General features: G+C 47.8%; 18 protein-coding genes. 7 read left to right on the top strand and 11 right to left on the bottom strand.

Annotated features, from left to right (window positions below; genetic code table 11):
• Positions 1–17: 17 nt before the first annotated feature.
• The 8 genes from Pan54_RS05525 to Pan54_RS05490 form a co-directional block, all read right to left on the bottom strand.
• Complete coding sequence (locus Pan54_RS05525; protein WP_165441598.1) at positions 18–776, bottom strand: 2OG-Fe(II) oxygenase; 759 nt, start codon at positions 774–776, stop codon at positions 18–20.
• 105 nt (positions 777–881) lie between these two features.
• Positions 882–2,057, bottom strand: a complete 1,176-nt coding sequence (locus tag Pan54_RS05520; RefSeq protein ID WP_207310047.1) for an ABC transporter ATP-binding protein — start codon at positions 2,055–2,057, stop codon at positions 882–884.
• Between the two features lie 178 nt (positions 2,058–2,235).
• Positions 2,236–3,099, bottom strand: a complete 864-nt coding sequence (locus Pan54_RS05515) for an ABC transporter permease (protein ID WP_165441597.1) — start codon at positions 3,097–3,099, stop codon at positions 2,236–2,238.
• Between the two features lie 462 nt (positions 3,100–3,561).
• The gene (locus Pan54_RS05510) at positions 3,562–4,425 is read right to left on the bottom strand and encodes an alpha/beta hydrolase (protein WP_146502559.1); all 864 of its coding nucleotides are present in this window, start codon (positions 4,423–4,425) and stop codon (positions 3,562–3,564) included.
• A gap of 33 nt (positions 4,426–4,458) precedes the next feature.
• Positions 4,459–6,696 (bottom strand): DUF1549 domain-containing protein, encoded by a 2,238-nt coding sequence (locus Pan54_RS05505; protein ID WP_207310046.1) that lies wholly within the window; start codon positions 6,694–6,696, stop codon positions 4,459–4,461.
• Positions 6,693–9,173 (bottom strand): PPC domain-containing protein, encoded by a 2,481-nt coding sequence (locus tag Pan54_RS05500; RefSeq protein ID WP_207310045.1) that lies wholly within the window; start codon positions 9,171–9,173, stop codon positions 6,693–6,695. Before Pan54_RS05500 ends, Pan54_RS05505 begins: the two co-directional genes overlap by 4 nt.
• Positions 9,170–10,555, bottom strand: coding sequence for a DUF1501 domain-containing protein (locus Pan54_RS05495; RefSeq protein ID WP_146502558.1), 1,386 nt, complete (start codon positions 10,553–10,555; stop codon positions 9,170–9,172). The genes Pan54_RS05500 and Pan54_RS05495 overlap by 4 nt, the downstream gene beginning before the upstream one ends.
• A 114-nt stretch (positions 10,556–10,669) precedes the next feature.
• Positions 10,670–12,067 (bottom strand): c-type cytochrome domain-containing protein, encoded by a 1,398-nt coding sequence (locus Pan54_RS05490; RefSeq protein WP_146502557.1) that lies wholly within the window; start codon positions 12,065–12,067, stop codon positions 10,670–10,672.
• A gap of 389 nt (positions 12,068–12,456) precedes the next feature.
• Here Pan54_RS05490 and Pan54_RS05485 point away from each other — a divergent pair, with 389 nt between their 5' ends.
• Positions 12,457–14,121: an arylsulfatase gene (locus tag Pan54_RS05485; protein ID WP_146502556.1), complete on the top strand. Its 1,665-nt coding sequence runs from the start codon at positions 12,457–12,459 to the stop codon at positions 14,119–14,121.
• Positions 14,122–14,294: 173 nt separating this feature from the next.
• On the top strand, positions 14,295–15,371 hold the full coding sequence (locus Pan54_RS05480; RefSeq protein ID WP_146502555.1) for a potassium channel family protein: 1,077 nt from the start codon (positions 14,295–14,297) through the stop codon (positions 15,369–15,371).
• Between the two features lie 151 nt (positions 15,372–15,522).
• On the opposite strand, the gene Pan54_RS05475 is transcribed toward Pan54_RS05480, so the two are convergent.
• The 3 genes from Pan54_RS05475 to Pan54_RS05465 form a co-directional block, all read right to left on the bottom strand.
• The gene (locus Pan54_RS05475; protein ID WP_146502554.1) at positions 15,523–16,959 is read right to left on the bottom strand and encodes a sulfatase family protein; all 1,437 of its coding nucleotides are present in this window, start codon (positions 16,957–16,959) and stop codon (positions 15,523–15,525) included.
• A gap of 85 nt (positions 16,960–17,044) precedes the next feature.
• Entirely contained in the window at positions 17,045–18,511 is a 1,467-nt protein-coding gene (locus tag Pan54_RS05470) for a sulfatase family protein (RefSeq protein WP_146502553.1), read from the bottom strand.
• Positions 18,512–18,606: 95 nt separating this feature from the next.
• Positions 18,607–20,355 carry an arylsulfatase gene (locus Pan54_RS05465; protein ID WP_165441596.1) on the bottom strand — a complete coding sequence of 583 codons (1,749 nt, stop codon included), beginning with the start codon at positions 20,353–20,355 and terminating at the stop codon, positions 18,607–18,609.
• A gap of 178 nt (positions 20,356–20,533) precedes the next feature.
• On the opposite strand from Pan54_RS05465, the gene Pan54_RS05460 reads away from it, so the two are divergent.
• The 5 genes from Pan54_RS05460 to Pan54_RS05440 all read left to right on the top strand — a co-directional run bounded on the left by Pan54_RS05460 (position 20,534) and on the right by Pan54_RS05440 (position 26,259).
• Entirely contained in the window at positions 20,534–21,532 is a 999-nt protein-coding gene (locus Pan54_RS05460; RefSeq protein WP_146502551.1) for an ABC transporter permease, read from the top strand.
• Between the two features lie 129 nt (positions 21,533–21,661).
• Complete coding sequence (locus tag Pan54_RS05455; RefSeq protein ID WP_146502550.1) at positions 21,662–22,216, top strand: RNA polymerase sigma factor; 555 nt, start codon at positions 21,662–21,664, stop codon at positions 22,214–22,216.
• 58 nt (positions 22,217–22,274) lie between these two features.
• On the top strand, positions 22,275–22,880 hold the full coding sequence (locus Pan54_RS05450) for a hypothetical protein (protein WP_146502549.1): 606 nt from the start codon (positions 22,275–22,277) through the stop codon (positions 22,878–22,880).
• 2 nt (positions 22,881–22,882) lie between these two features.
• The gene (locus Pan54_RS05445; RefSeq protein WP_146502548.1) at positions 22,883–23,527 is read left to right on the top strand and encodes a hypothetical protein; all 645 of its coding nucleotides are present in this window, start codon (positions 22,883–22,885) and stop codon (positions 23,525–23,527) included.
• A gap of 83 nt (positions 23,528–23,610) precedes the next feature.
• Positions 23,611–26,259, top strand: a complete 2,649-nt coding sequence (locus Pan54_RS05440; RefSeq protein WP_146502547.1) for a DUF1549 and DUF1553 domain-containing protein — start codon at positions 23,611–23,613, stop codon at positions 26,257–26,259.
• Positions 26,260–26,261 lie beyond the last annotated feature (2 nt).

The raw sequence follows: 26,261 nt of genomic DNA, 5'->3' as shown, positions 1-26,261 counted from the left end.
TATTGAACAATGGAAGTTTATCCAAGCGGCTTATACTCGCCCCCATCATGTGTAATTTTCCATTCTGCTCGGTGCACACCACTACTTGATGTTTGCTCCGGGGGACGTGGATAACTTGTATAGTAATACATAATAAGCGACTTCCTACTTTCTCCTGGCGGGCACATTAATGGAGCTGGATGTCCATGAAATGTATAGTCATGCGTTGTGAACACAACAATTCTATTAAATATTGGATCGATTTTTTTTTCGCAGTTTTCAAGTTTTTCATCCCAGAATTCGAGTTGACCATTCCATTCTGTTTGCCATTTCTTATTCAGGAACAATATCAAATTAACTCTACGATGGACCTTCATCAAATCATGCCAGTTTCCGTCAGCATGAACTGCTAATTGTCCTCCAGGCAAAATACAATTTAATCCCCCTCCAGTAAGATATGGATCGGCGATTAACCCTTCTATACCTGTCAATTCTGACAAACTTCGCAAGACATCTCCCGAGTTCAGAAAATTAATCATTTCATAAGTATGTTTGGGTACCTGTGCATTATTCTCCCAATTCGATCTCAGCTTAATCTGAACACTTTCCTGATTTGACGAATGCCACACGTTCGATTCGGGACCAGGAAATTCTTCGAGTAAGGAATCCAGTACTTCTTCTGAAAAATAATTGTCAATCACAATATGTGGAAAAGGCTTGTTATGCGTATATATCTCTTTATTTTTTGCCGCATAATTCTGAAAGTCTTGCCCCTGCTTTTGATAATATTGAATCATGTATTCACTCATAATTAATTTTATGTACTTCACTTGATAAACATAAATAGGAACTGATTTCAATCCTTAATCAGTGTATCTATTAATAGCATTCATTACCCATATTCAACAAACGACCCTGGTTTTCCAGTCTAACCTTGGCCGAATGATTCCAGCCCACTCACCTAAGAACTCTTTCCGCATGGAACCGGAATCAGTGACTTTGAATGAAATTGGGGGAGTTTCTGCAATGACATTTGAAATGTCCTGATAAATCCTGGCAATTGCATAATACTGATTTGCATTGAGCAAGTTAGCTGGAATGTTACAGGTCGCTTTATAGTCCCCTGTTTCCAATGGAATATTGAAGTACTTATCCTCTGCAATTGATGCGGAATGTCTATTTGCAGACGTAAGTACAATTTCTCCATTCATATTGCTTAAGACGATCCCACTAGACAAACGCATCCCCGAATGGTTCAGTCGATAGTTGATGCTGAATTGAACAGGGAAGTCGATTGAAATCTGATTGCTGCTCATTCCCGTATTTGAGATTCCAAATTTAGTAATTTGAACATCATCATTCCCTGGATAATTACCTCCTTTATCCCATATCAATTCATTAGACGATGCCTCTTCATTGACATTCAGGTAACACTTGATCGCGTTCTCGGTGGTATCACTTAGTACCATGTCCCCTTCTTCAATCAAAATTGCCTTATTGCATAATCGACTGATCGCTGCCATATTGTGGCTAACGAATAAAATAGTTCGTCCCCCATGGGCCACATCGCTCATTTTTCCCATACATTTTCTCTGGAATTCGATGTCACCAACAGCCAACACTTCGTCGATAATTAAAATTTCCGATTTCAAATGAGCAGCAACTGCAAAGCCGAGCCGAACTTGCATGCCGCTGGAGTAGCGTTTGACCGGCGTGTCCAGAAATTTTTCGACGCCGGAGAAATCGACGATTTCGTCGAAATGGCTTTTGATTTCCGAGCGGGTCATTCCAAGTACCGAACCACTCAGATAGATGTTTTCACGACCTGTTAATTCGGGATGGAAGCCTGTGCCAACTTCGAGCAGGGATGAGATTCGTCCTCGGACTCCAAATCGGCCTTCGGTTGGCTCGGTGATTCGCGAGAGGATCTTCAGCAGAGTGCTTTTGCCGGCTCCGTTTCGTCCAATAATGCCGACGACATCGCCTTCCTTGACTTCGAAATTGATGTCTCTTAAGGCCCAGAATTCATTCTCGGACGAAGCTGCATTTTGAGGAATTGGCTTAGATTTATTGATCATCTTTTGTGGCAAGCTAATTATAGATTTCCCCAATCCCGTTATTGCCTCCGAAAGGCGATTGTACGGTTGGTGAGTTCCGATTCGATATTTTTTTCCGAGCCCTTCGACTCGCAATGCCACGTTACTCATCTAATTTCTAATTAAGTAATTGAGTTTCAAATCTTGAACGTTCAGTTTTTTATACGCGATCGGCAAAAATTCGTTCCGTTTTTCCGAAATATATGACTCCTCCAACAAATATCCCCCCCATAAGCAAGAATGAAGCCAGCATCGGAAGGATGTCCGGAAATGGTGTTCCCAGTATCGCCCAGCGGGTCGCCATCAGCAGGTTAGCAAACGGATTCAAACAATAGATGAATTTTATCGCAGGAGACATTCTTTCGGCAACAGCTGGCAATTCATAAGTCACAGGACTGATCAAAAGTCCAATGCTAATTATGAATGGAACAACGTATTGTACGTCCCGATAGATTGCATTGATGGAAGAAAGCCAAAAAGAACATGCGAGCGTTGTCAAAAAGAGAGCCAGCAGAATTATTGGCATCGTAATGACCGCCAGGCTAGGGATGACACTGAACCAAAACATCAGACAGACCAGTACGCAGGAAGCAATTCCCATGTCGACCAGCGGTGGGAGTAGAGCTGACAGAGGAAGCAAAATTTTGGGGAAATAGACTTTTTGTACAAGCTGTGCATTGCTGGAGATCGATTGCGTGGCTGCGATCACGGATGCACCAAAGAACTGCCAGGGGATTAAGCCGGATAAGCTGGTTATCGCATAGGGCACTCCACTGCGTGTCGGTTTCCCATCCAATGAGGAAAATAACAAACCAAAGACAAGCATTGTGACAACAGGCTGGATAATTGCCCACAAGGCTCCAATTACGGTTTGCCGATACCGAACTTTTAAATCTCTGAGAGCAAATTGCCAGATGAGATTTCGATACCGCCAAATTTCTCGTGGATTAATACTTTGCCAGACTGAACGACGACCAAAGTAAGTCATCTCAGAGGGATCATCCAGAGTTGATGATCCATTCAATGGCAACTCCATTGAAATGGAGTCATGCTCTCTCTCTGCTGGTGATGACACAGGAATTTCGTCAGACATAGGGTTTCAGCAACTACTCTGAGATGAACGCACTAACATGTTAATTAAAGAAATCTGTGTCTGGATGCCTTATGATGTAACGTTCAGCCAAATGCGTAGACAACCTTCCTTCGTCAAATCGTACCAACTCCTCTTTCAGGTTTCCATGTCGCTTTATGCTGCCTGAGTGGATTTTGAATTTACCCAACCCGCTTCCATCCCTGCCTCAAAGCTACCTTCCCCTGGAAAACAGTTCTCCGGGATGGACGTGTTAAGCGATAAGGTTAAATCTCATATAAGAATCATTTGAATACTCATCTATGCGAACAAGCATTTGCAACAGACTTGAGATTATTGTCAGTCAAGGATTGATCGACGAACAATAAACTTACAAACAAGTTATCACGCCCCATTTTACTCCATCAACGTTGTCAGCCACTGCAGCGATTGCATTTGCCAGGCATCCCACATTGGTCCCTGATAGCCATTCAAACCGTGCCCCCCGGAAGGCAACTCCAAAAACTCAGTTGGCACATCATGCGATTGCAGAGCCTTGTAGAATGCCTGACTGTTGGATGAAGTGACGACTGTGTCGTCTAATGCATGAGCCAGAAAGGTAGGAGAAGACTGTTTAGTCACTTGTTTTTCATTGGAAAACAGATTGATCAATTCGTCAGTCGGGTTTTCTCCAAGTAAATTTCTCCTTGAACCACCGTGGGTCGATTGATCCATCGTGATCACGGGATAAACCAAAATTGCGAAATCGGGTCGAGATGTTTGACGTTCGATAGGATTTTTCGATTCCTGACGTCCGTGATCGAAGTGTGTTACAGCAGTCGATGCCAGGTGGCCACCCGCAGAAAAACCCATGATTCCGATCTTCTCCGGATTGATCTTCCACTGTTTCCCATTGGCTCGCGCCGTTTGAATGGCGCGCTGTGCATCCAGAAGTGGTACATAGGGACGCCCCTTGGGCAAGCGATACTCCAGGACAAGTCCAGTAATTCCATGTTGATTCAACCACTTGGCAATACCATGACCTTCAGGCCCGGTGACCAGCCCACCATAACCGCCACCGGGGCAGATAACGACTGCGATCCCATTGGGTTTCTCAGGACGATGCAACGTCAACCAGGCATCATCCTTCTCAAATGTGCCATCGCCATTTGGAGCATTCCCATTCCATAGTGAGATTCGCTCCGGTGAGAGCTGTGTCACTTCTGCAATACATTGAGTCGTTGAAAGCACTAATGCAAGAACGATTACGAAACGAATCATTGCTATCCCTGTCTCTAAGAATTCTCGAATTGTTCAATGGTTGAAGGCAAATTCGGTGGAATTCAGCAGCCCCCAAAAAATGTCTTCATAGATGTCAGAATCCTTATTGGAATCCTCAATAAGAGCCTGCAGAGAACTGATTTCTTCCGCAGTCGGTTGACGGCACAATGCCAGGACAAAGAGATCCTTGATGATGGTCTCTGGAGACTCTTTCGCCTCTAACAATTGCTTAATTCGTCCCCCGGCTCCCAGTCGTGCCCGGAGTGTATCGCCAACAGCCATGTGCAGCGATTGCGATAACGTCGGCTCCGATTTTGTTTCACAGGCACAAATTGTTGCTCGACTCGAACGACCAAACGTTTCAAAGAACTGATCACCATACTGCGGCCCACTGGTATCGCCAGCGACGCGTGGATAAACATCTATCGCTCGTGTTCCTGCCGGAAATCCACTGAAATTGCGAGGAACATTCGTCACGGTAACAACCGAATCCATTAACACATCAGCTCGCAAACGTCGCAACCGGGCATGAGAAAACTGACGTGTATCACCCCGATTGGAATTATTCGGTTCAGAACTCAATTGATAGACGCGCGAGTTGCAGATATCGCGTACCAGACTTCTAAGATTAAAACCGGAATCGACCAGATGATCGGACAAGGCACGGAGTAGAGGCTCGTTGGTTGGAGGATTACTGATACGAACATCATCGACGGGTTCCACCACACCCCTGCCAATCAGTTGAGCCCAGATTCGATTGGCCAGATTTCGGCTGAACATTTCATTGTCTGCCGAAGTGAGCCAGTCTGCCAGTTGTTGACGTGGATCTCCATTGTGTTCAACAGGTTCGGTTGCCCCGAGTGTGCGGGCAGGCATGGGACGCCCATCGACAAGATGTTGAGCGGGTGCAACTGAAGCATCGTAGTAAATTCTCTGCTCACGTGGCTCGACCCCAGGTTTACGTTTGATACCGGAAAAGAAACTGACAAAGCTGTAGTAATCGTCCATCGTCCAGCGATCGAATGGGTGGTTATGACATTCCGCACACTGAATCTGCACTCCAAGAAACACCTGGGAAAAATCAGCCGCGTAGGCTTTCGGTTGAAATCTTGGTCCGTGAACCAGCATCGTATACATGTTGGACGGCCCATTGATCAGATTGCTCCCGGAAGCCGACACCATTTCCGAAACAAATTCATTCAAAGGTCTATCATTCCGCAATTGTGTGCGAATCCATTCGTAAAACGCATCAGCCGCCTTAATGTGGGTGCCGACCGGAGCATAATTGCCCCCCATGACTCGCAATTTTTCTGCCCACAGAGTTGTCCAGAGGTCAGCGAAGGCATCGTCTGTCAGTAATGCTTCAATCTTCTGTTCCCGCTTATTAGCTGCTGTATCAGCCATAAATGATTCATACTCGGAAACTGTCGGCGCTCGACCAGCCAAATCTAGCGTGATCCGTCGGAGAAACGTTTCATCATCACACAGCTCCGATGGCACGATGCGAAGTTTCTGCAAACGATCGAAGACAAGCTGGTCGATATAATTGACGACAGGAGGATCAGGCCAGTTGAAATTCTCTGCAGAAGGCAAGACGATGATTTCGACGCCGACAGTAAAACGATTGAAACGCGCGAACACATGACTATCGCCTGAGCCCTTGGCAGTGATATGACCATCGGAATCAATATCGACCACGCTGGCATTATTGCTGTGATAACGTGCCAGATTCGTGACATCACGCCGGGAACCATCACTTGCCAAAGCAGTCACCTGAATGCTCTCCTGCATCCCCGGTCGATCGAATACAATGCTTTCCGTCGAGAGTTCAAGCCCGACGACTTCCGGAACAGGTCCAGCATCATCCTTTGCGCCTTCTTCAATCCATTTTATGAGAGTCGCATAATACGCGCTGTCATTATCAAATAGTTTTCCACCCGTGTGAGGAACACTGCCTGTTGCTTTTCGTAGCAATAAACTTTGTTCCGGGAGAGCAACATTGACGCGACGACCGATCATCTCTTCGCTGATTCGATAATAGTCTCCTTTGGGATCGTATCCAAAAAGCGAAAGATGAAATCCATCCTTACCGCGGGCAGCACCATGGCACGTTCCCGAGTTACAACCAGCCCGGAACAGAACGGGCATAACATCCCGTCGAAAGCTGACTTCTTCAGCATTCGACGTTGATGCTAAGGTTGTTAAACACAACACAAGACAAATGGCAATCAAGCGCTGAAGTCCACTTGCAGACAATAAATACTGATTCACGGTGTTACCTTTGCAGGGTCAATTCTCAAAATGCCTTTGCCGGTGCGTTGGACAATCTCCTGCTGCCCGATAGGGATTTTTACTTCGCAGATCAATCCTTCCGCCTGCCCCAAAAGTGCTTCCTCGGTCGCCATAAGCTGAAAAGTCGCTTCGGCAGAATCTTTGTTGATCACAGGAGTTGGTTGCATCACCGTTACTCCCTTGGGTAATCCCAGCAGTGTGATTTCAGCCTGCCCCTCGAATGGAGTGAGTTGTCGCACAGTCCACACAAAAGGCTTAATTTCACCTCGTCGGATACTCTCCGGCTGGGCAATCAATTCCAGGTAAGGCTGAGCCACTTCGAGCGAAACCATTTTGGAGGAGACGCGGATGTGTCCTGAGCCCAGGAAATCATCGATATCGTCTCGGACGGTACTGCCAATGATGTACAGCGGTAGTGACTCCAAAGGTGCACTCGACTGTGCGGCCAGTTGCAGCACACACTCATTTTGCCCGGCTGGCACGAGAATGGGTGGTGGCACAGAAATTAAACGGGGAAGATTCCCACAACGAATAGAAACCGTTCCGGTGAAATCGCCATGCCGGATAATCCGTACCGGAATCGCTAATTCACCACCACGAACAATCGGAACCGAAGGCTGGTCAACTTCAATCGTAAACGGAGCGGGCTCGGTCACTCCGATGATGTATTGATTCGTTCTGACTGTACGCCAGGCGTTTCCACCGGAATGATTAATGAATGGGACATTCTGCTGACACCGAGTTTCTACAACTTGCGAATTCTCAACTGGTCGAGCTTCCAGCGTAATGACAGCCCCCTCGACCTTGGCGGATTCGTCTGCTTCAAACTGAACAGGCCATTTGGTTGCCTTCGATGGAACGCGTGGAGAGATCAGACGAACACCTTTGGGGAGTCCCTGGGCAACCAGATAATAATCGCCCGGGATGGAATTCCATTGCCCGTTCGGCAAACTGAAATCGACAGTCCAGCGATTCCCACGAGGAACTGCTAAACCTGAAACGCGTGTCGACTCAGTCCAGTCAAATGTCGCACTCGCCAGTGATGTCTGCACGACTGTTCGGGGCGGTTCAATCTCGATTCGGTATACGCCGGTTGGACCACCCGCACCACTGGGGTCATGTATTTCCAGCAAGTATTGTCCATCCTGTTTTGCCTCCCAGATCAATGAGGGATCGATTGCCTCCTGCAATCCTCCACCACCACGAAAACTCGTGCCGAAGATGTCATGATCCTGCAACGGAGAATCATCCAGTTCCATTTCAACTTTACCAAGATTTCCGTTTTCATCGAGAGCAATAATTTTAATGGAGGCATCGATAGGCGATCCAATTGAGGCTGCGAAAACCCGTATATGCAACCGCTGCCCCTTTATTGCTGAAAAAGCATAGGAGTCGGCATCAGATGGTGTCTCAATGATTCCGTTGAGTGCGACAGGAAAGGACTCAACTTGAGTGACTTTTGAGTTGTTATCCTCCAGCAGATTCGGAAACGGACTGTTCCGGAATTTCATTGGTGATGGAAATTCGCCGCAATAATTTATTGTCTTAGAAGCACTATCCAAAGAATTCAGAGTGATAGAATCCTCGGAGTTGCCGAGTGGATCGCCTATCAATTGAATCGTCTGCACAGTTCCCGATTGACCACCCGGAGGAAATAGAGCTTTGGGACGTGGAAAATCTCCAATATGAACACAATACAAGGTATCTCGCGGTGCGAAGATCGACCGTTTCACTTCTACAAAGACAGGTCCATCCTGACTGAGCTTAACGCTTACAAACGGATCCTGAAGATGCAGAGAATTGTCATCATTGGCAGCCAGAACTCGACCGTTTGCATCGAGTATTCTCAGGGCTAAGTCAAATTCGGAATCCCCGTAATGTCTGTCGGAAAGGCGTGCCGAGTCGACTTCTGCGGAAACTCGTTGACCTGCTTTCCCTTCCACCCGATAGTAATCGAGGTCCGTCCTGCTGCCGTTGCCCAATTGACCTCGAACCGTAACATTACCTTCCACTTCGAGCGCAGTTTCCGGACTGTCATTACTGTAACCATTATTGTCTTCATTCTCGTCAATTACCGGAAATGGTGAGACATGAAAGGTGCCGATGCATGTCAATTCGGTTCCGGTAAGCAACCGAAACGGATATTCGCCGGGCTGGCAATCCGGTGCGATTTCAAATCGACAACGAACTTCCTCATTGATTGTTCCACCGTGAGCGAAACCCCTTCGAGGCACGCTTTCGGCTGGCTGAATGTCAATTGCCTTAATCCCAGGATGATAGAAGACAACCTGACGCGGATCGGCCAGAGAAATTCCCTGAATACTGACATCGACAGTTGTTCCACTCTGCCCAATCCGGGGACGTACCGCTTCAATATTTTTGACCATCCCGGCATCGAGAGATGAGCCAGAAATCAACAAGAGCAGAATAAATAATTTGATGGCGTTTCTGTTCAACTCAATAGCCCTTCCACAAGTTTACCATCCTTAATGATCTCAATTGGTCGAGTTCCAAAGGCGAGAAGCTCTTTGTTGGCGTCGATTCCCAACTGGTGATAGATCGTAAACAACAGATCTTCGAGTAGCAGGGCATCGCGCCCCGGTTCGGCACCTGTCGCATCACTGGAACCGTAAAACTGGCCGCGAGTAAATCCACCACCGGCAATCAGGTTCGAGTAACACCGTGCATGATGATCACGACCACCATCTCGATTCACTTTCGGTGTACGACCAAATTCTGAGGTCACCCAGAAGATCGTGGAATCAAGCATTCCACGCTGATCAAGATCCGACACCAACCCCGCAATGGCATGATCCAGTGCTGGCATCTGATCGAGTGTGTTTTTCTGCACATCGACATGGCAATCCCAAGAGCCATAGTTCACCGTAACGAACCGCACGCCAGATTCCACCAGACGTCTGGCAACAATCAAGCGTTCTGCCAGTCCCTTAGGATGATATCTATTGTCCGGCCCTTTCAGCCCTACAACATCTCGCCCATACAACTGGAACGTCGCTTCGGATTCCTCATCCAGTTTAAAGGCAGCCTGAGCTTGCGAGGAAGTCAATAATGTTTGTGCCTGTTTGTAGAAATCATCCATGGTTTCCAGAGTATTCGGATCGACCTGCTGTTCGCGTAGCCGTTGTTCGATAATTTCCCGTGCCGATAAACGTCGCTGAAAACGATCTGTCGTCACATTATTGGGAATCGAAAAATCGCGAACCTGATAGCCTCTTGCTCCCGGATCGGAACCGAGTTCAAAGGGGCCAAAAGCACTGCTGATAAACCCTGTTCCTCCCGAAAACGAATGCTTATTGGGAATCGCAACATAAGGCGGGAGTTCACCACGTTTTCCCAATTCGTGCGAGACAATCGATGCCATTTGTGGATAATCGATTACTGCGGTTTTGGGATAACCCGTGAAGAGGTGATAGGTCGCTAAACCATGATCCGGCACACGCCCCACCAGACTTCGCAGAATGGTGACTTTATCAGCAATTTTGGCTGTCTCAGGGAAGTTATCGCTCAGAACATCCCCTGTTTTCGTTTTCGTCACTCCGAACGAACCCCGAATCTCCACAGGAGCCTCCGGCTTGGGATCGAACGCTTCCTGCTGTTGAAATCCACCTGGCAAATGCAGTTGAATCACACTGAGTGCTTTGGCCTCTTTCTTCGTGCCCGAAGCCTGCGTAAATGCATCCGATCCGGCAGCTTCCAACCGAAGCATGTCACCCAGAGATAAGCCCATCGCCCCGAATACGCCTGCCTGCAGCGCATCTCTTCGAGACATTTTGCGAAAGCCGGTGCAACCTTTGCGAGTATTCTGCTGTTGTTTCATAGGTTTGTTTCCAAAGATCTATTCTGAATTCACGCCATACATCTGTACTGGTATATTATCAGTTATTCCAACCAATAAGAATGGTAATTTTGAATCGAAATGAACTCTCACTGTTCACAGTTTATTAAATAGTAGATTTCCCGCAGAATCGCCGATGATGACAGCCTTCCCCTGATTCGTGATAACATTACTTAAGGGAATTCCAGTCTCCATCTTAATCTTTTTGATCTCATTCCCGTCGACATCCCAAACTCTCACCGTTTGATCGCGACCTGATGTGACAAGTCGCCCCTCGGAGTCAAATCTTACAGCCAGCACCCCATTGGGAATTGTTCCGTAGGTTCCAGGAGGACGCTGAGGCGGATGAGCATTCACCTTATTGATCGCTGGAAAACCATCTACAGTATCCCACCAGATGAGCCGACCGTCTTCACCAGCTGAAGCCAGCAGACGACTGTCACCCCGCCAATCAAGAGCACGTACTGCATCTTTATGTTCCCCCAGATTTAACAGAATGCCTCCGCTGTTCGCATCCCACAAGTGAATCCCCCCTGCCCGATCAGCCGTCGCAAGTTTCTGACCATCAGGACTGAAAGCAATTGCGGTAATCCAGTCAGTATGTTTTGTCAGTTTATACTTCAACTCCCCATCGATTGTGGAATAAACCTTGACGACTCGCCCCGATCCCCCCAGAGCGACAAACCGTTGATCCGGACTCAAGTCGGCTGCCAGCACCGCATCAATTTCATCTCCTACTTCCGCCAGTCGTTTTCCCGAAGCAACATCAAACAGCACAACACGACCAGATTCTACGGGACGCCCACCAGCCACCATCAGAACGGCACCATTGCGACTGAAACGAATCACATGAGGCTCACCTTCAGGAAACTCCAACCGTCCCAGTTCCTGCTCCGTTTCACTCTGTAATAATCGGACCTGATTCTGATCCGCCACTGCCACGAGTGGTGCAAAAGGACTGACATCCATCGCCAGAACCGGAAAAGGCCGAGACAATTTCGGAATTTGAACCGCTGGTAAATCGGCTGGCATTGCAGGTTCTCCTGCAGGTTTTCCAGACACATTTGCATCTGGTTTGAAAGCCAGATCTCGCGTTTTCACCATCGACTTACTTGCAGAAGTTTCCAGTAATCCCCCATCGATCCACTTACGTATCAATTCGATCTTTGCCTTTTCAATTGGAGGGCTGTTCGGCGGCATACGAAGATCATCATCTGGCTCTGTAATTGCCTGAAACAGCACACTCTGACTGGAACGTCCCGCCTCTACAACTTTCCCGCTACTCCCTCCCCGCAACATGGCCCCATAACCTTGCAGATTCAAATCCCCTTCCTGCTTATCGTCTCCATGGCATTTCAGGCAATATTGCTTGAAAATTGGCTTAATATGCTCTTCATAATTCGGGGACTGGGCTGCTACATCTTGAGCAAATACGACCGTCGGCATCCCCAGTAGAAATAAATGACAAATAATTTGACTGATGCCTCGATACATTTCCCACTTCCTCCAGAACAATTTCGGTCCGTATGCAACATTTGAATTATCTTACTGACTTCTAATTAAACAGACGAGTATCTGGACCATACCGACTCCTGACTTGTCACAGTCAATCTACTCACTTATTCCTTTGTGATTTGACCTGAGAGATCGGAATTCAGACAATAGCATCTCAATCAATGTCTGGTTCTTGACATTCACGACATAACCACCTGCACTGTTCCGTGTCACCTTCCGATTTTTCTGACGAGATGACGACCATTACTCAACTCTGCATGTTACTTCCGTAGAGAGATGAATTCATCATGACCTCATTCCCAGCTTTCCTCATTTCATTTTTTAAGTGGCTGCGGTCATCATATTTTTTTGATCGAAATGCAAAAGTAATGTTATTGACTGCAATTGCATTCGGTCTTCAAATCTCCATTGCATTTACATCTGTTTCTGGAGAACGGAAACAGCCCAATATCATTCTCATCCTGGCAGACGATCTGGGTTATTCAGATCTCGGCTGTTATGGTGGAGAAATCAGCACACCGCATATCGACTCGCTCGCTGCTGGAGGAGTTCGGTTCACTCAGCTTTACAACTCGGCCCGTTGCTGTCCGAGTCGTGCATCATTGATGACTGGCCTGTATCCCTCGCAAGCTGGCATTGGAGATTTCACAACGAAGAAACCAAATCCGAAACGCGGTCCCGGATATCTCGGACGGTTCAACAACGAGTGTGCAACTCTTGCGGAAGTCTTGAAACCAGTCGGCTACGGTTGTTACTACGTTGGTAAGTGGCACATGCACCCAGAAACCGGGCCGATCAAGCGTGGTTTCGACGAATTCTATGGCTATACCAACGACCATTCTCACGATCAGTACGATGCCGACTATTACTTTCGCCTTCCCGATGACCGTAAGAAGGAAATCGATCCCCCTGCCAAAGACTTCTACGCAACCGATGTCTTTAACGAATACGCTCTGGAATTTATCCGCCAGGGCCAGGCCTCTCTCAAGCCCTGGTTTTTGTTCCTGGGACACTCCTCTCCTCACTTCCCGATTCAGGCTCCGGCGGAACGAGCAGATAAGTATGAAACGACTTACAGACGTGGCTGGGATGTCCTTCGCGAAGAACGCTATGCACGAATGCAGGAACTTGGACTCGTTAATGGTGACCACTGGCAATTGACTCCCCGTTCCATCGTTCCCGTCGATCGTGACGATATCGCCAATGGTTATCCCGGCGAACAAAACCCGGCCTGGGATGAACTCGATCAGGATCGTCAATACGATTTAGCACGACGCATGGCCGTCTTTGCCGCTATGGTCGAAGGGGTCGATCATGGTATCGGGCAAATTATCGATCATCTGAAAAGCACAAACGATTTTGAAAATACTTTGATACTCTTTCTGAGCGACAACGGAGCGTGCTACGAATGGGGACCATTCGGCTTTGATGGGAAATCCCGTCTCGGCACAACGACTTTACGAACGGGAGATCAGCTGAGAGAAATTGGTGGTCGAGGAACGCATCAATCCTATGGCAGCGCCTGGGCAAATCTGGGGAATACTCCGTTTCGACTCTACAAACACTTCACACATGAAGGGGGCATCAGCACTCCGATGATTGCCCATTGGCCAGCAGGAATCGAAAAGAATTCCAATTGGGTTCGGGAACCTGCCCATGTGATGGACATTATGCCAACTCTGATGGAAGTTGCCGGAGCGACTTATCCGGAAACATTGAATGACAACTCCATCACACCTGTCGAAGGGACGAGCCTGTTACCGGCAATGCGAGGAGAACATCTTCCAGAACGAGCAATCGGTTTTGACCATCAGGCCGCCCACGCCTATCGCAAAGGCGATTGGAAAGCGGTTTATGCAAAACGGATGCCGCATGAATTGAAGTGGGAACTCTACAATCTGGCCGACGACCGCTGTGAAATGAATGACCTGGCAGAAGTCTATCCTGAACGCCTTCAGGAAATGGTTGCTGAATGGGAAGATTGGGCACGGCATGTCGGCGTCATCTGGAAACCGTCTGCATCAACGAATTAATTTTTGATATCAGAAAAGCAGAGCATCATTTGTCCTAATATTCGATATATGATTTTGAGAGTCTTAGCTCCTCTGCTTGATAATAATCACGCGTTTCCTTATTTTCAGAGTACATTCCCGTCAGTTGGTTCTCAATTGCTCGTTGAGGCTCGACATTGCTTGAAAACTCCGCCATGGCTCAAGGGCTGACCGCGTCCGATCCGTTCCGGAAAATTGTGACTGGGATCCTGCTGTTTCTGACAGTTTGCGTGCTCGCAACCATCGGCTATGTTCTCAACGGTTGGTCACTCGACGATGCGACCTATATGACAATCATCACCATATTCGGTGTCGGCTACGGAGAGGTTCAACCGATCGAATCTCCCAGCTTACGAATTCTCACCATCGCTGTTATTGTCGCGGGGTATGGAGCTGTCATATACACGGTGGGCGGTTTTATGCAAATGTTGGTTGACGGGGAAATTAATAAAGCCATTGGAGCCAGACGGATGACCAGAGACATTGAAAAATTGAATCAGCACACCATCGTATGTGGCTTTGGACGCATGGGAACCATCCTCGCCAAAGAACTCGCTGCGGCTGGGCAGCAGTTTATCATCATCGATAATAACGAGCAGCGGCTGCAACTTGCCAAAGATCTTGGCTATCTGATTTTACAGGGAGATGCCTCCGACGAACATATGCTCAGCCAGGCGAAAATCAATCTTGCCTCCGTACTGGCAACCGTCCTCTCCGATGATGCCACCAATGTCTTCGTAACCATCACGGCTCGCGAAATGAATCCTCAAGTCATGATCATCGCCCGAGGGGAAAACCCACGGACGGAAAAGAAACTGCTCGGCTGCGGAGCGAATCAGGTTGTCTTGCCGACAGCCATTGGAGCTTCACGTGTTGCCCATTTGATTCTTCGTCCGACAGCCGAAAACCTGCTCGGAGATATCACCCAGCAGCGAAACATGAACGATGAAATCGGAGAAATCGGGCTGCAATTCGATGAGCTCAAAGTGACTGCTTCTTCGCCATTGAAAGGCAAGAAGCTGAGCGAGATTGAAGTCCGGGGAAACTTTGGCTTTCTGATTGTCGGAATACGTTCACTGACTGGCCAGTCGACTTTAAACCCTTCTTCAGACACCATCCTCAACGAAGGCGACGTCGTTGTCATCCTCGGCCATCGAGATGATATTCCCCAAGTCGCCAAACGATTCTCAAAACCGGTGGAAACAATGAAATACCGGGGGGCGTCGCATTGAAGTTTGGTTGAGTGTTTAATGTTGAGGGTAACCTGCATATCACCATACAGTTGAAATCAATCTTTAATTTCACAGAGATGCAGTTTTGAACATCCGTGCTAATCCATGTCCATCCGTGGTTCATTTCTTAAATTCATCCTACGGTCGCTATTCAATTCTTATCCCGGACTGCATCGTACTCCAGATTGACGCACTTCTCTCCCCAACGTTTGAGTACACAACGCAATCCTATTTCTGATTCCGTGTCCTGTCCCTGATCTCCCGTTTCTTCAATCCATTGCTGTAACGCTGCCCGATGTTGCTCCAACTGCTTCTGGAACTTCGGATCATTAGCCAGATTGTGAATTTCATGAGGATCGTTCTTCAGATCATAAAACTCCTCAGCCGGTTTTGAATCATCGAAGAATACCAACTGGGCTTCGTTCATCTTTCCCTCAGCCATCATTTCCCGGAATTTCTGAGAGACTTCCCAACTGTCCTTATAACTCGGCTGCATGTAAGGTCGATCGTTCAGATAGTTTCTCAGGTATTTGAATCGAGGAGACACAACCGCGCGAATTTTCTCGATCGTATAATCACATCGATCCCTCGCAGCGAACACATACTGCCTTTCCTGATGCCGCTTTCCAAGAAAGTTTTTGCCTTCCATCTTCTCTGGGATTGCAATTCCAGCTGCCGCCAAACTAGCCGCGGAGATATCGATTCCACTCACCAACTCATCCGTCACTTTACCAGCCTCAACACCAGGACCGGCAACAATGAGAGGCATGTGAATTCCGCCTTCGAACAGGAATTGTTTATGCCGATGCAGTTTCATTCCGTGATCGCTGAACAGGAAAATAAGCGTATTCTCATACAAACCATCCCGCTTGAGAGCAGCAATCACTTCGCCGACTTCTGCATCGGTTTTCAGTAAACAATCGTAATGATGAGCGATCTCTTCTCGAACGATGGGGACATCGGGATAATACGGCGGCACTGGAACAATAGCCGGGTCAATCACCTGAGGAGCCTTGTTCCCAAGTTTGCCACCACCGAGTTGAATCTGTCCAAAGAAAGGCCGATCCTCTGGTTTTCCCTTCCAGCAATTCCCGGCTACAAAATTATCCGTTCTCCACCCCCCGCGACTCCGTTCATAATCGTAAAACGCTTCCTTGCTCCATTCGAAGTTGTAATCGTCCTTACCACCATCATTGAAAGTCCAGTACCCCGCTTCACGGAACCGGATAGGAAGCGGAGTTGCATAATCCGGCAAGACGTTTTTGTCATACTCACCCATCGACTGCCCCCGGAACTCAGCCCGACAACTGCGATGATTGTGTGCCCCAATCGAGGTTTGCATATACCCCGTAATTATGGCCGAGCGAGTTGCCGAACAGACGCCAGCAGGTGTGTAGAAACGATTGTATCTCACTCCTGATTTTGCCAGGGCATCGATGTTCGGTGTCTCGATAATCTGATCGCCATAACAGCTGAACCAGCCACTGACATCTTCCAGATAAATCCAAAGAATATTCGGACGCTCTGCGGCTTGAACAAAACTAGTACTCAACATAACGATCAGAATGGCAATCATTTGAAGTCGCATCGTGGGTTCCTATTCGTTGTGAGTCAGTCTTTATGTGTAGTCAGGTTGAGAAGAAATTACTCGTTGGACAAAAGCCGATTGCCTATCATTCATAACGCCATTTCAATTCCCATGGATCTTTCGTCTGCTTCTGAAACGCCTGCAACTTCTCCTGCAAGTGTTTCAGTTTTTCCTGATGCTCTGGATCAAACGAAAGATTCTTCCCCTCGTAAGGATCTTCAGCGATATTGTACAACTCGAAGCGGGGGCGATTTTCATAATCGTAAATCGTCTTCTGGCCGAAGGTTTTCTCGTCTCGCTTCAAAGCACTTTGCCAGGTCGGAGATGCAAATAAATCCGAAGCATTCGGATAGGGCAACTGGTGAGCGATGTTGAAGATCAGTTTGTAATCCCCTTCAATCACAACCCGCATCGGATAGTACATCGTAATTTCATGAAACGTGTGCGACATGAAGGTGTTGTCCCAATTCTCAGGATGTTCCTGAGTCAGCACGGGCAGAAACGAACGTCCATGAAATTTGTAGGGAACCTCTTTCCCTTTTGGAGTCGGTGCCCCGACTTCCGTCGTTCTTAAAGGTGGATATTTCTTGGGTGTGACATCGCAGTATTCGAGAATCGAGGGTGTGATATCGGTCCAGTTGATCACGGCATCTGTCGTCAGACCTTTAGTTTTCTGATCAGGATCTCTCACAATAAATGGCAAGTTTGCACCGGGTTGATAGAGGTTCGTCTTTGCTCCCGGAAATGGAGGACCGTTGTCGCTGGTGAAAATAAACAGCGTATCATCGAGATGTCCCGTCTCTTCAAGAATTTCAAAGAGTTTTTGCACTCCCTGATCAACTCGATTACAGGCCTGATAATACTCGGCTAACTCCTCCTTAACTTCCTGCGTCTCCGGCAGCCAGGGGGGGACGATCATGTCGTCCGCTTTGAACTGATTTCGCTCAGTTTCCGGATACGGGTTGTCACGATTATTAAAATTCGCAAAGTTTCCGGGCCCTCCGCCACGATGGGGATCGGACGTGCAGAAATAGAGGAAGAAAGGACGATCATCCTCTTTTTTAATCCATTCTCCTGCATTATTGGCCATGGCAACTGGATTACGGGATCCTCCTTTTATCCCTTTGTTTTCATAGCTTTCGAAGTAATAAACATCTGAAGGAGCCAGATGATATTTGCCAATTGAACAGGTGCGATAACCAGCCGCATCGAGATGTTTCGTTAACGGGACTACCGACTGATAGGTCCCGAAATGATTATATCCGTGAGCATGGCCATAATGGCCTGTCGCATGATTGTAGAGCCCCGTCATAATCACCGAACGACTGGCAGAGCAACTAGCGGTTGTACAATAAGCATTCGTGAACTTCGTCCCTTCTGCTGCCAGTCGGTCCAACCCGGGCGACTTGGCGACTTCATCACCATAAGCACCGATTTGAAAACCATGATCATCGGCAATGAAGAGCACAACATTCTTTCTTGCAGCTTCAGTCAACGGTGGTGCAGTCCACATCGCGAATAAACACAACAGGAGCGTTACCTTATTTTTCATAGTTTTCATTTTCTGTCTGATGAAATGATTTCATTCTTATCGTTTGAGGTCGATGTTTTCCAGACAGGCTCGTGCCTGTCCTACTGGTGTAGTTTTCAATCAACGATCCGTTTGAGGATGATGGTTTTGATCTCTGGAAACTGTTTTCCCGGCTTGGAAAGACCTTTCAATTTCAGATCGAATGTTCCAGTCTGATCCACATTCAGCATGCCGACTTTCAATCGCTTCCAATCCTTAGCATAAACTTCTTTACGGGGAATGCGATCTGGAGAAGGGATGACTGGTGGATTATGAACTTGATTAACGGTCACGGAAGCTTTCTGAGCAGCCACTTCCGCCTGCAACTCGGATCCCACCGCCTCTTCATCGGCGATGTAATCAATTGAAACTTCATACTGACCAGAATTGACCACTTCAACCGGCCACCTGGCATAGGCGTCTGCACTCGTCCAGTTGGTCACATAGTCGTTCGCCCAGCCATTCGCCCCCTGATAACTGATCCCCTGCCCTTGAGCAGGTTCGAGATAAGAATAATGTGCGGAGAGAGAAGTTTCTGGTCGATCGGAATGTCCAACGACAGTTGGAATTGGATCGAATCCCTCCTGACTGACATCCGCCCACCATTGTTCGTACTGCATTGCAAGTTCTCTTATGACTTGCGGATATTTTTCAGCGACATTGTTGGTTTCGCCGGGATCGTCTTGCATATCGAATAACATCCAGCCAGATTTCCCTCCCATAACTGCTCGCCACTTCTGAGTTCGGGCAGCTCCTTTACCTTTCCAGACAGTAAACAAAGTCCGCTCAGGCCAGATCTTATCGACGGTCTCGGCTTGCTCATGAATCAATGGAACAAGACTTTTGCCATCGAGTGGTTTTGTCGGAATTGACTTGCTTCCAGTCAACTCGACCAGCGTCGGCAGGATGTCAATGTGAGCGGTGATCTCTTCAACCTTCAGGCCTGCAGGAATCACATTCGGATACCGAATAAATAATGGCACCCGTGTTCCTCCTTCATGATTCGAGCCTTTTCGGCCGCGCATACCAGCATTGTATCGATTGGTATTGGCTCCGTTATCGGTCATAAAAATGACGATGGTATTTTCACGCTGCTGTAAATCATCTACACATTCCAGCAGACGTCCCATATTGAAATCAATATTCTCAACCATTGCATAGGCACAGGCGGTTGCTGGCTCCAGCCCCTTGCCCTGATATTTTTTCCAAAACTTCTCAGGCACCTGCCAGGGAGTGTGCGGCGTATTGTAAGGGACATAACAGAACCAAGGCTGATTCGCTTCGTTTTGCTTCTTCATCCAGTCGATGGCGTAATCCGTCAGGGTATCGATGATGAACCCTTCCGACTGAAAGACTTCGCCGTTTCGCTCGAGTGGCGTGTCAAAATAATTGTTCCAGTGCCCTGCACAAAAGCCGATGAACTCATCGAAGCCCTGCCCGTTGGGATGATGCGGATAACTTTCCCCATTGTGCCATTTGCCAAAGGCTCCCGTAGAATAACCATTCGCCTTGAGGACCTCCGCGATGGTCACCTCATCCTCCCGCATCACTTCATGCCCGCGCGTCACCCCATGCACACCGGTTCGCGGATGATATCGCCCCGTCAGCAAGGCGGCTCTCGTCGGAGCACAGACCGGGGAGACATAATAGCGATCAAACCGCACCCCTTCCGAAGCCAGTTGATCATGCACAGGCGTGTGAATATCAGGATTGCCATGGGAAGTAACATCTCCATAGCCCTGATCATCAGTGATAATCAGCAAGACGTTGGGAGATTTCGCAAAGACTGCATTCCCGATGAACAGACTCCCTGCTATCAGAGTCAAACAGGCGCTCACGAATTTAAGTTTTTTGAGAATTGAAGGAGCATACTTCATTATTTTGAGTCTACCTTAATGGAAGCTGACGAGCGACTGTGATAGATATATGTCGATTTGTTACATTAATCTTCTCAGGCAAGAATTACTCGACTCACACGCCATTTTCAAGACTGTCAGGATTTTCATGCGAAGCGAGGCGCAGCGTTGGTTGTTAAATATGCTCTCAGCAATTGGCCCTCTGATTGCTTTGGGAGTTGTCGTTCTCCTGTTTGGTGTCGCTGATCAGTATCAGGAAAATGGCGGGAATTTTCTGACAGTCAGTAACTTCCAGAGCGTTTCCCGAAACACGGCGACAGTAGCCGTGGCTGCTTTGGGAATGACATTCATTATCATCTCCGGCGGAATTGATCTTTCTGCAGGAACCGGGATGGCTCTGTGTGCAACCGTGCTGGCGTTTGCCTTGAAAGCCGACTACTCAGCTGTTGTGAGTATTGGTCTCTGTCTGCTGACTGGATGCCTCTGCGGGTTGATCAATGGATTGCTGATCAGCTTTCTCAGAATGATTCCCTTCATTGTCACCCTGGGCACAATGTCAATTTATCTCGGCATCGCCAAGTTGATCGCAAAAGAAACAACAGTGCGACCAAATCGACTCGAACAGGTTCCCGAGTGGTTACGGCAATTCACAAGTACTCGCGATGACGCGCTGCTACTGGGTTTGCCGGTCGGTGTCTGGGTCGCTTTAGGACTGGCCATTCTTGTCGCTGGAGTCCTGAGATACACCGTATTCAGTCGCCACGTGTTTGCGATGGGCTCTAATGAAAGCACCGCTCGACTCTGTGGCGTGCACATCGCGCGCACCAAAATCCTGGTGTATGTGATTGGTGGACTGTTTGTCGGAATAGCCGGGTTATTCCTCTTTTCCCGGCTCACGGTCGGAAATCCGACCTCAGGAACAGGGATGGAATTGCAGATTATTGCAGCCGTTGTGATTGGTGGAGGCAGTTTGAACGGAGGCAGCGGAACCGTTCTTGGGACTCTGGCCGGCGCAGGCATCATGGCTGTGATTCAGAGCGGATGCACTCAATTGAGTATCAGTAACCCCATGCAGGAGATGATCTTAGGTGCGATTATTATCACGGCTGTCTTTATTGATCAGATCCGCCATCGACGTTCGGAATAGGGTTGAATTCTGGCAATTATTGAAAATCTGACGCTTTTTTCTCAATTTCTGAGTAATCCCAAAATAATCAGTCCGGGCTGCGCATTAACTGTGTACCCCGGAAGAAAAACAGGACTGACCGGTGAAGTTATGAAGGAAATTGAGGACGATTTACCAGCGGAAGAAATTCCGCCTCTGGTTGATCTTGCCTCATCACTTTATCAACTTCATGCGGCTGGGTTGCGGGCCTATTTGATTAAAAACCTGAGAGACTCCTCCCTCGCTGATGACATCCTGCAGCAAACGTTCAGTAAACTACAGGAACAGATCAAAAGGAAAGAGGCGGAAGATCAGGAGCTGACAATAAGTGCGGGTTGGCTGTATCGAGTTGCTTTTAACGAAGTGGCTCGAATCAAGCGAAATGAAACTCGCCAGAAAAACCATTACACCGGATTGGCAAGTTTCTTTTCGCAGCTTCGGGGAGAACAGAACGATCATTTGATTCAGGCAGAAGAAGCAGAGCGAGTTCGCAAAGCTTTTGAACGCCTCCCTGATTCGCTGAAAGTGATTGTGGAACTGCGAATTTTTGAAGAAATGAAGTTTGCAGAAATCGCCCAAGTGCTGCAAATTCCAATTGGAACGGTCCTCACACGCATGACCCGAGCCCTGAAAGTTTTGCGACAGGCATTGCAGCAATTTGAGTAAGGCAGATCGTTAATCGATCTTTTATAATTACAATTTCGTATTTGGCAGGTGGACTGAGATGTCCGATTTTGATTTGAAATCATTCCAGTATCTGGCGGATGAACTTTCGCCTGAAGAAGTGATTGCCTTTGAGCAGGAACTGCTGGATAATCCTGAATTGCAGATTGCTCTTTCCGAGTCGTCAAAAGTTCTGGCTGCACTGCAACCCGTTTCTTCGCATGAAATCGCTCCTGTCATCTCGGCTTCATCACCAGCCTCACATCAGCAAAACAAAAGAACGTCCAGAACCTTCCAGCTCCTTTTCATGGGAATCGTTCCTGCATTTCTTATCGGCTTATCACTCGGCTACTTCAGTTCAGAATGGAAGACATCGCCTGCAACGGAAGTGACGATGACGAATCCTCAGCCTGTGACCTTACCACAGAATCAAAATGCGATCATCGCTTCGGCTTGGTATGACCTGCAAACAGAAGCTGATGACGATGTCATCCACGCATCGGTCTCTGATGAAGAGTTGCTCGCCTATGAAGAATCCTTTCCTGCAAACGCAGATCAGGACGATTCACTTTCAATTCCAAACTGGATGATTGCAGCTGTACAAACTCGCAAAGAGGAACTGCTCCCCGCCTCGCCTTCAATCAAACTTGACGCAGAGGCCCTTTAATCATGCGGATCAAATCCCTCTTCAACATAACGATTGCGATTGTTGCCGTTGTCTCGTTGAGTAACCTGGGCGAGGCGATGAAACCGGAACGTAACAGTTCCAGTGTTTCCGTCTCTAAAAACACGAACTCAAATAACACTAACTCCAATAATGCCGATCAATGGGAAATTACCCCCGAGCGTGAAGCTGCGGCTTTAAAGTTTGCGGAACTTCATCACCCGGAGTTGGTTCAATTACTAGAGGCACTCCGCGAGATCGATCAAAAACAGTTTCGCAAAGCCATTGAAGAGATTTTTCGAGTCAGTGAAAAACTCGCCAGATCCAAAAGTCGCAATCCCGAACGTTACGACCTCGAACTCAAAGCCTGGAAATTGACCTCCCGGCTCAATCTGCTGGTCGCCTCTTTGCCTATGGCTTCGGATTACGATGCGGCCATGCAGAACATCAAAAAAGCTTATACGCGGAAACTGGAGATTCAGATCAAACTGCTGGAAATGGAAGAAGTCGCTGCCAGAAAACGACTCGAACGAATTCAGGAATCAATCGCCAGCAGCCAATCGGATCAAGAAGAAAATATCAACAAACAGCTACAGCGCATTCGCAAAATGTATCCGCCTGATAAAACTGAAAAGCAGGCAAAACAATAAGACTTTGATTCAATTATAAGTCGTCGACAACAATTTGAGACGGCTTCAACTCACACAGCACAGTTTTCATTGAGGGAGCTGAGATGAAATCCTACCTGGTTATCCTGATCGCAGGACTATCACTTCCGTTGACTCAACTGGCTGAACTTCGTGGCGAAGTCATCCCACCAATCAATGAGCGTTTCAGTCAGGAAACTGAAGAAACTCCAGACTTCCAGCGTCATCTTCTGCCAATGTTCAGCAAAATCGGCTGTAATGGTCGATCATGCCATGGATCGTTTCAGGGGCGTGGCGGGTTTCAACTCTCGCTTTTCGGCTACGATTTCAAAATGGATCATGACGGTTTGTCCGAGCGAATCGATACCGACGATCCCCTCGAAAGTTATGCTCTGCACAAAGCAACAAATGTGGAAGAGCACGAAGGTGGCGAGCGGATCAAAACAGGCAACTGGGAGTATCAGGTCTTTCTGAACTGGATCGAAGCGGGCGCAAAACCGGTTGAAAAACCTTATAAACTGGAACGCCTGGAAGTCACCCCCAATGAAATCGTATTTCAGTCTGCTCAGGATTCACAGTCGTTAAATGTCGTCGCAGTCTGGGAAAATGGTACCCGGGAAGATGTCACTCCACTATGCCGATTCCAATCCAACGACACTTCCATCGCGGAAGTGAGTGAAAACGGAGAAGTCACTGCCCAGACAGCTGGCGATTCCCACATCGTTGTCTTCTACGACAACGGCATCACCGCTGTTCCCGTCATTCAGCCTGTCAGTGATCGCACCGGCAAAAACTATCCTCAGGTCGCCACACCAACTCGAGTGGATGAACTGGTAGTCCAGAAATTACGCAAGCTGGGAATCGTTCCCTCTGAAAAGTCTCGCGACGAAGATTTCCTCCGCCGCGTCACACTCGATATCACAGGAACCTTGCCGACACCACAACAGGTTCAGGACTTTCTCGCTGATAATTCTTCCGACAAGCGTGCTCGTAAAATCGATGAACTGCTGGAAACTCCTGCTTATGCAGCCTGGTGGGCTACTCGCTTTAATGACATCACCGGAAACAACATTAATCAGCTCAACAATGTTTCTTACAATAACAATAAAGTTTCTGAGGAATGGTACGAGTGGGTTCGTCATCGCTTCGAACAGAATATGCCCTACGACAAAATTGTCGAAGGAATTGTGTTAGCTGAAAGCCAGAGGAGCGATGAAACTTACGAAGAATACTGCAAACGGATGACAGAGATTTATAATGATAAATCCTGTGAAAGCTTTGCGGATCAGGAATCACTCCCTTACTTCTGGGCTCGTCGAAACTTCCAGAAACCAGAAGACCGCTCTATCGGCTTCGCCTACACGTTCCTCGGAATTCGCATTCAATGTGCTCAATGCCACAAACATCCGTTTGATCAGTGGACACAGGAAGATTTCGTACAATTCCAGCCAATTTTCTCCCGCACCCGCTATTCCCCAAACGGCACCGATCGCGATGAATATCAGGCAATGCTCGACAAAATCGATGTCGATGGAAAATTGCGTGGCAACGAATTGCGTCGTGAACTGGCTAGAAAGCTCGGCAAGGGCGAAGTGGTTCCCTTCCCGGCTCTGGTCGATCAGGCTCCACGAGTCAATCGCAAAAAGAAGAACTCAAAAAACAGTAACACCATCGGTCAGACTGCCCGTGTGCTGGGTGGGGAACCGTTCGATCTAAATGAATTTCAAAATCCTCGTGAACCGCTCATGAAATGGTTACGGGGTGATGCGCAGGAATTGTTTGCAAAGTCATTCGTAAATCGAGTCTGGGCAAATTATTTCAATCGAGGCATCGTGGAACCGACCGATGATCTGAGTCTGGCCAATCCTCCAGCCAATGAAGCTCTCTTGAATCATCTTGCTCAGGGCTTCATCGATCACAAGTTTGATATCAAATGGCTGCATCGGGAAATCTGTAACAGCAATACGTATCAGTTGAGCTGGCAGCCGAATGAGACCAATATCCAGGATGACCGCAACTTCAGCCGAGCCGTGCCTCGCCGAATTCATGCAGAAGTTGCCATGGATGTGATTGCTCAAGCGACTTCAAGTTCTGATGAAAACGCGGTGTATTTGAGCGATCTGAAAGATCGTGCGATTGCCATTCCCGGCACTGCTCAGGGTCGTGGAGGCAATAACTATGCATTAACCATCTTCGGAAAATCCTCTCGCGATAACAATTGCGACTGCGATCGTTCTTCAGAGCCTACCTTGCTGCAAACACTTTATCTGAATAACGACAACGAATTCCTTTCGGAAATCGATTCACGAAAAGGCTGGCTGGCGGAACTCGCCAAAGAGTGGAAGGCTCCATTTAATGCAAAAACCGAGCAGGTTCCCCCCAAACCAAAAAATTACTCAGAAGTTGTCGAACGGTTTGAGGCTTATCTCCAAAAACTTAAAAAGCAGAAAGATGTCGAGAAAATCAAAACCGTTAAAGCCAAAATGAAAGCCTATAAAGCCAGGTACGGACAGGCCGAGGAAAACACCGAAGTTGTTGATGCAATACTCGACTCGAATATCGATTACACACCTGCCATCAATACAGCATATCTGAGAACACTCAGTCGCTATCCAACTCAAGTCGAATTGCAGCGTTCACTATCTGCAATCGAATCGGCTAATAATCCGGTGGATGGCATGCGGGATATCATGTGGGCCTTGCTGAACACTAAAGAGTTCATCATCAACCATTAAAC

Origin of the sequence: Rubinisphaera italica (assembly GCF_007859715.1) — a bacterium.
Lineage (GTDB): Bacteria > Planctomycetota > Planctomycetia > Planctomycetales > Planctomycetaceae > Rubinisphaera > Rubinisphaera italica.
This window is presented reverse-complemented; position numbering and strand designations above follow the sequence as displayed.